Annotated in this window: 6 protein-coding genes; 4 read left to right on the top strand and 2 right to left on the bottom strand. The window is 68.2% G+C overall.

Annotation, left to right across the window (positions count from 1 at the left end; all coding sequences use genetic code 11):
- The first annotated feature begins 366 nt into the window (after nt 1–366).
- From AC2CJA_RS23755 to AC2CJA_RS23740, 4 genes are all read left to right on the top strand, one after another.
- Nucleotides 367–939 carry a helix-turn-helix domain-containing protein gene (locus tag AC2CJA_RS23755; protein WP_484604723.1) on the top strand — a complete coding sequence of 191 codons (573 nt, stop codon included), beginning with the start codon at nt 367–369 and terminating at the stop codon, nt 937–939.
- 68 nt (nt 940–1,007) lie between these two features.
- Complete coding sequence (locus tag AC2CJA_RS23750) at nt 1,008–1,448, top strand: YbaK/EbsC family protein (RefSeq protein WP_484604722.1); 441 nt, start codon at nt 1,008–1,010, stop codon at nt 1,446–1,448.
- 68 nt (nt 1,449–1,516) lie between these two features.
- A complete protein-coding gene (locus AC2CJA_RS23745; RefSeq protein WP_484604721.1) occupies nt 1,517–3,091 on the top strand; it encodes a cobalamin-dependent protein in 1,575 nt (524 codons plus the stop codon).
- Nucleotides 3,092–3,195: 104 nt separating this feature from the next.
- Nucleotides 3,196–4,065, top strand: coding sequence for a DMT family transporter (locus tag AC2CJA_RS23740; protein ID WP_484604720.1), 870 nt, complete (start codon nt 3,196–3,198; stop codon nt 4,063–4,065).
- 87 nt (nt 4,066–4,152) lie between these two features.
- On the opposite strand, the gene AC2CJA_RS23735 is transcribed toward AC2CJA_RS23740, so the two are convergent.
- Together AC2CJA_RS23735 and AC2CJA_RS23730 are read right to left on the bottom strand one after the other, a co-directional pair.
- On the bottom strand, nt 4,153–4,425 hold the full coding sequence (locus AC2CJA_RS23735; RefSeq protein ID WP_484604724.1) for a Tn3 family transposase: 273 nt from the start codon (nt 4,423–4,425) through the stop codon (nt 4,153–4,155).
- The coding region (locus AC2CJA_RS23730) for a Tn3 family transposase (RefSeq protein WP_484604719.1) at nt 4,371–5,322 on the bottom strand (952 nt) is incomplete at its 5' end. The genes AC2CJA_RS23735 and AC2CJA_RS23730, both read right to left, overlap by 55 nt.

The following is a 5,322-nucleotide window of genomic DNA, read 5'->3' as shown; positions in this document are numbered from 1 at the left end:
GCCCCCGCGGGGGCCGCTTCGCGGGTATCTCCTCCAACCGCCTGCGAGCTGTTCTTGCAGGGTGAACGAGGATCAGATACTCGCGTTCTGTCACTGTGGGTAGTTACTTCTACTTCCAGGATCTTCTCGGCCGCCTTGCCAGGGAACACTTTCTCTCCGTCGGCCACGGGCGGCGCGCGCTGCTGGGCCTCGGGGTACTGGTCTCGGGTCGTCGAGTGTTTGCGTACAACTCTGCGGGGGTGGCGACAGGGGGGTGCTGTCGCTCTGGAGTCCGGGCGACGGGCGTCTCCTCCCGATCGCTGGTCGTTATGGCGACCGATCGGCCGTCTTGCCAGTCCTCGGGGGCGACCAGTACGCTCCGTGGCTGTGACGAGTACGAGCGTGACGGCCCAGGTCGGCGGCAAGATCCGCCGTGCCCGGTTGGCCCGGGGTCTGTCCTTGAACGAGCTCTCCAGGCTGGCTTCTGTGGCGAAAGCAACGCTGGCCCAGCTGGAACGCGGGCAGGGCAATCCGACGCTGGAGACGCTGACGTCCCTGGCGACACACCTCGGCATCCCGCTGCCGGAACTGTTCTCGGCAGACAGTGCTCCGCAGCCTCACGTCACCCGGGCTGACCAGGGCATGGTGGTCCGGGATGACGGCCTTGTGCTGCGACTCGTCCACAGCGCGACCGGGGAACGCGCCCTGTACGAGATATTCGACCTGCGTCTGGCCGAGGGCACGTACGAGTCGGACTCGCACGGTGAGGGTGTGCTGGAGCACCTCATCGTCCATGACGGAGAAATGCTGGTCGGCCCGTATGACAGGCAGGTGCATCTCCGCCCGGGTGACTTCATCTCGTTCACTGCGAACTGCCCACATTCCTACGAGAGTCTGTGCGGTGAGACCCGTGCGACCCTCGTCGTCTTCTACCCCGCACAAGTACCCGACCGCCGCTGACCTGCTTGGTCCCGCCGTCGGGAAGCAACCTGGAGCACCTTGTGACGTCAGCCCTGGAACGTGTCCGCATGGCCCTGACCCTGCATGGCCACCCCGGTGGCATTACCGAACTGCCCAGCCCGGCGCCCACCGCGGCTGCTGCCGCCGAGCAGCTGGCCTGCCCGGTCGGCGCGATCGCCAACAGCCTCATCTTCGAGGCTGACGGCACGCCGCTGCTCATCGTGGCCAGCGGCGGCCACCGTGTGGACCTGAAGAAGGCAGCGAGTCATGTCGGGGTGCGCAAGGTACGGCGTGCAACCCCGGAGTTCGTCCTGGAGGCGACGGGGCAGGAGGTGGGCGGGGTGGCTCCCATCGGTCATCCCGCGCCGCTGCGGACCCTGGTGGACACTGCGCTGGCCGCCTATGACCAGGTGTGGGCCGGCGCCGGGCTGCCGCACACCATGTTCCGCACCACCTTCGAAGACCTGGTCGCCCTGACGGAAGGTGAGGCCGCTGCCATAGGAGTCTGACCGGCCTGTCGTCACTGCTCGCACTCGTCACACCGGACCCTTTCCGCCTTGTGAGAGCAGGAGACGTCATGAGTACCCAGCAGGACCTTGTGCTGTTCGTCAACGCGAACGACACCTCACGCCACACCTCAAGTGCCAACACGTCGATCTATCCGAACTTAGGGTTACTCACCCTGATGAGCGCCCTGCGTGACCGGCTCGGCTCCGACGGCACACAGCTCGGATATCTCGACGGCGTTGTCTACAGCAATGAGACGATCGAGGAGTTCATCGACGCCCACGCCTCCCGTATACATGCCGTGTGCTTCAGCGTGCTGACCGCCAACTACGGCGCCTCCATAGCCATGGCCCAGCGCGTGAAGCGGCTGAATCCGAACGCGCTGGTGATCCTCGGCAACGACCACTTCTCCGCCCTGTACGAGCGGATCATGCGGCGGCAGTCCGACGTCGATTTCGGGTTCTACGGCAACGATGTCGTCACCGGGTTCGCCGACTTCGTGGCCGACTCCCTGCGCGGGCGCATCAAGAGCCCCGACACCTATCCGGGGCTCGTCCACCGGGCAGCGGACGGCACGGCGGCCAAAGTGCCCGAGGACGCGGGCGAGTACGCCACCCTGCCGCTGGTCGACTACGCGCTCGCGGACAGTCTCCTGCCGCACCAGGATCTCTACCTGCGGGGACAGCAGTCCGTGTACTTCTTCATGCGCGACCGGGAGTTGCGCAGCCAGGTGGTCGACATCGGCCGGGGCTGCGTCAAGTTCGCAGGACCGCGGTTGGACGGAGTCCCCCTCAACGCCTGTGACTTCTGCGGCATCATCCCCGGGTCGAAGGAGATCGTCCTGCCCGAGGTCGACAAGGCGTGGGCCATCCTGGAGAACGCCTACCGCCAGGGCTACAACTACTTCTACGTGACCGCGGACGAATTGCCGCTCACCATGTGGCGGCTCTTACGCGGCATGGCCGCCAACCAGCCGGAGTGGTTCCGTCAGCTGCCGGAGTCGCAGCGGCCGGGCATGTTCGGGTACGCCCGGGCAGAGGCGTTCGCCACCGTCCCCGACCGGATCGACGAGTTGGTGAACGTCCTGGGGCTCGACCATTTCTTCATCGGCTTCGACGGACTCTCCGACATCTCGCTGCGGGTGATGAACAAGCAGCCGGTGGGCGGGCGAGGCCGCCGCGATCTGCCCATGGCACACAACCTGAAAGCCCTCTCAGGAGTGGTGGACCGGGGCGGCATGATCACCGCGGGGCTCGTGGTGACCCACCTGGGGATCACCCCGCAGATCATGGCCGAGAACCACGCGAAGCTCACCGAGATCGTCGACAACCACCCCAAGACGTTCGCCGCGCTCGACTTCGGGCCGCTGTGTCCGATCCCGGGCTCCCAGTCGTTCCGGTACCTCACCCACCCGGAGTTCGCCGAGCAGCGTGCCGCCGAGCACGGGCCGCGGGTCGACCGGGAGTTCCTGGAGTCCCGCAAGGACTTCTACCGCTCCAGCGACGACTTCGACATGGACGAGATGATCGCGGACTTCGTCCGGGGCTGCTGCCCTGACATCACCATGGACCTGGTCCACGAATACCTGGCCGCCATGGAGGATCTCGCCAACCGCCACGGCATCGTCATCGGCGGCGGCGTGTGAAGCCCGCTGCTGCCCGCCGCATCCCAGCGGCGGGCCGCCCCTCCTCCAACGCAGCCGTCGCCGCGACCGAGGCCCGGCGTGCCGAGGCTCAGGGTGCGGCTTTGATGATCCTGGCCTCGCTGGTCATCGGGGCGTCGTTCGTCGCCAGCAGCCTGCTGACCCACTTTCCGGTATGGGGCGGCCAGGCCATCCGCTTCACAGCCGCAGCCCTGGTGCTCGGTTCCCTGTGCGGACGCCGCTGGCGCATCGTGCAGACGTGGTCGGCAGGGGTGTGGCTGCGCATCGCCGGGCTGGCCGTCACCGGCATGCTCGGGTACAACGCCGCCATCATCACTGCCGAGCGCACCGCCGAGCCCGCAGTCCCTGGCGCCATCGTCGGCTGTGCCCCGTTGGCTGTCGTCCTGCTGTCGCCGCTGATGCAAGCACGTTCCCCTGCTGCCCGGGGTCTTGTCGCCGCCGGGCTCGTCGTGCTGGGGACGTATGTCGTCCAGGGCTTCGGACGCACGGACGGCAGCGGACTGGGCTGGTCCGCCGTCGCGCTGGCCTGCGAGGTCGCCTTCACGCTCCTTGCGGCATCCACCCTCGCGCTCACCGGCCCTCTGCTGGCCTCCGCGTGCGCATCGGGCATGGCCGGGCTGATGGCAGGCGCCACCGCCTTCGCGGTGGAAGGCACCTCCTGGCTGCGGATCCCGCACACATCGGAGGCGGCGGCACTGGCCTGGCAGGCTGTCGCCGCCACCGCCATCGGGTTCCTGTGCTGGTGCCGGGGCATCGACCAGCTCGGCACCGAGCGTTCAGCACTCTTCCTTGGCCTCATTCCCCTGTCCGCCGCGGCAACCGCCCCCCTGGTCGGCACCGGACAACTCAGCGTCGCGCAACTCATCGGCTGCCTCCTGGTCGCCGGAGGCGTTGCCCTCGGCATGAGTCGCACGGCGGGATCGCGTGATGCTGTGTCGCGCCAGGGACCGGGCTGACAGGCCGAGTCAGTCCGTGCCCGTTCCGGGCGCCGGGCAGCAACTGCCCCTGCCCGGCGTCCGGTCACAGCCGATCCTCCGTGAGCGTCACAGGCCATTCGCAGGAAGGTGAAGCGCGCTGTCGTACGGGCCGGGCGGGATGTGAAGGGTGGCGGTGTCGTAGTCCCCGAAGCGAAGCACGTTGTCCCTGCGGTGCGGGCTGAGCGCGGCGATGTCGCCGGGGCTCGGCTCCCGGCCCTGGACGGCCATCTGGCGCAGCGTGTCGGTCATGTCGACGGTGGTGGAGAAGATGATGCTGTTGGCCATCAGGTCGAGGAACTTGACGGCCTTCTCCTGGAGTTCGGGATCGCGGGAGCGCAGGTAGCCGTCATGGTGCCGTCCACCGCCGCCACCGACCCGTCACCCCACGCCGCCGTCAGGTCCAGGCCGGCGTGGGCGTTGACGACGTCGGCGCCGCACCGATTGAGGACCGGGATGGTGAAGTGGCGCTTCGCGATCGCGCCGATTTCGTGCGCGGCCACGCTGCCCCGCATGTGGCGCACCGCCTGGGCAGGGCCGAGCCCGGAACCGTAGACGAACGCGGTGGTCACGTAGCGCGGCAGGGGTTCCTTCAGCTTCGGCTCGCTGCCCGAGCGCGGGCCGGGCCGTTCCCACCACTCCGTCCAGTGCGCCGCCCGCGCCAGATGTTCCAGCACGCTGCGGGCGGGAAGCCGCTCGGAGAGAGCTTCTTCCAGCTTCTCCGCGGAGGCGGTGCGCTCGCCCGCTCTGCGTACGGCAAGGGAGGGGACGCCGGTGACCGGGTCGATGGTGAGGTCCTTGTTGTCCGGATACCCTGCGTCCACGGATTCGGCGATCATGGTGAGCCGTTCGCGCAGCCGGACGGTGAACTCGCTCGCGGTGCCGGGGAGGCCGGCCTGCTCGCAGAAACCCGCGAGCTTGGGCTCGCACTGCTCCCAGGGCAGGAGCATGCGGGTCCAGTCACCGTAGTCCTCGGCGCCGATCACGGCGACATCACCGCAGCGCAGCTCCTCCACGAGACAGGCGAACACCATGGCCTCGAAATGGCGGCGGACCAGCATCCCCGGCTGTTCACGGGAGTAGACGGTCTTCAGCCACATCTTCGGCGCGAACGACAGGTCCAGCCGTACTAACCTCGAAGTTTCGTGACGGTCCGCCGACGGAGTCGGTGGACCGTTTTCGTGCCGTGGGCTGAGGCTGGGCAGGCCGACGGCCCGGCTGTCGCGTCGGGTGGGCGCC

This window comes from Streptomyces sp. ATLC9 (genome assembly GCF_057196705.1).
Note: the sequence above shows the minus strand (reverse complement) of the source record. Positions and strands in the feature narration are given on the sequence as shown.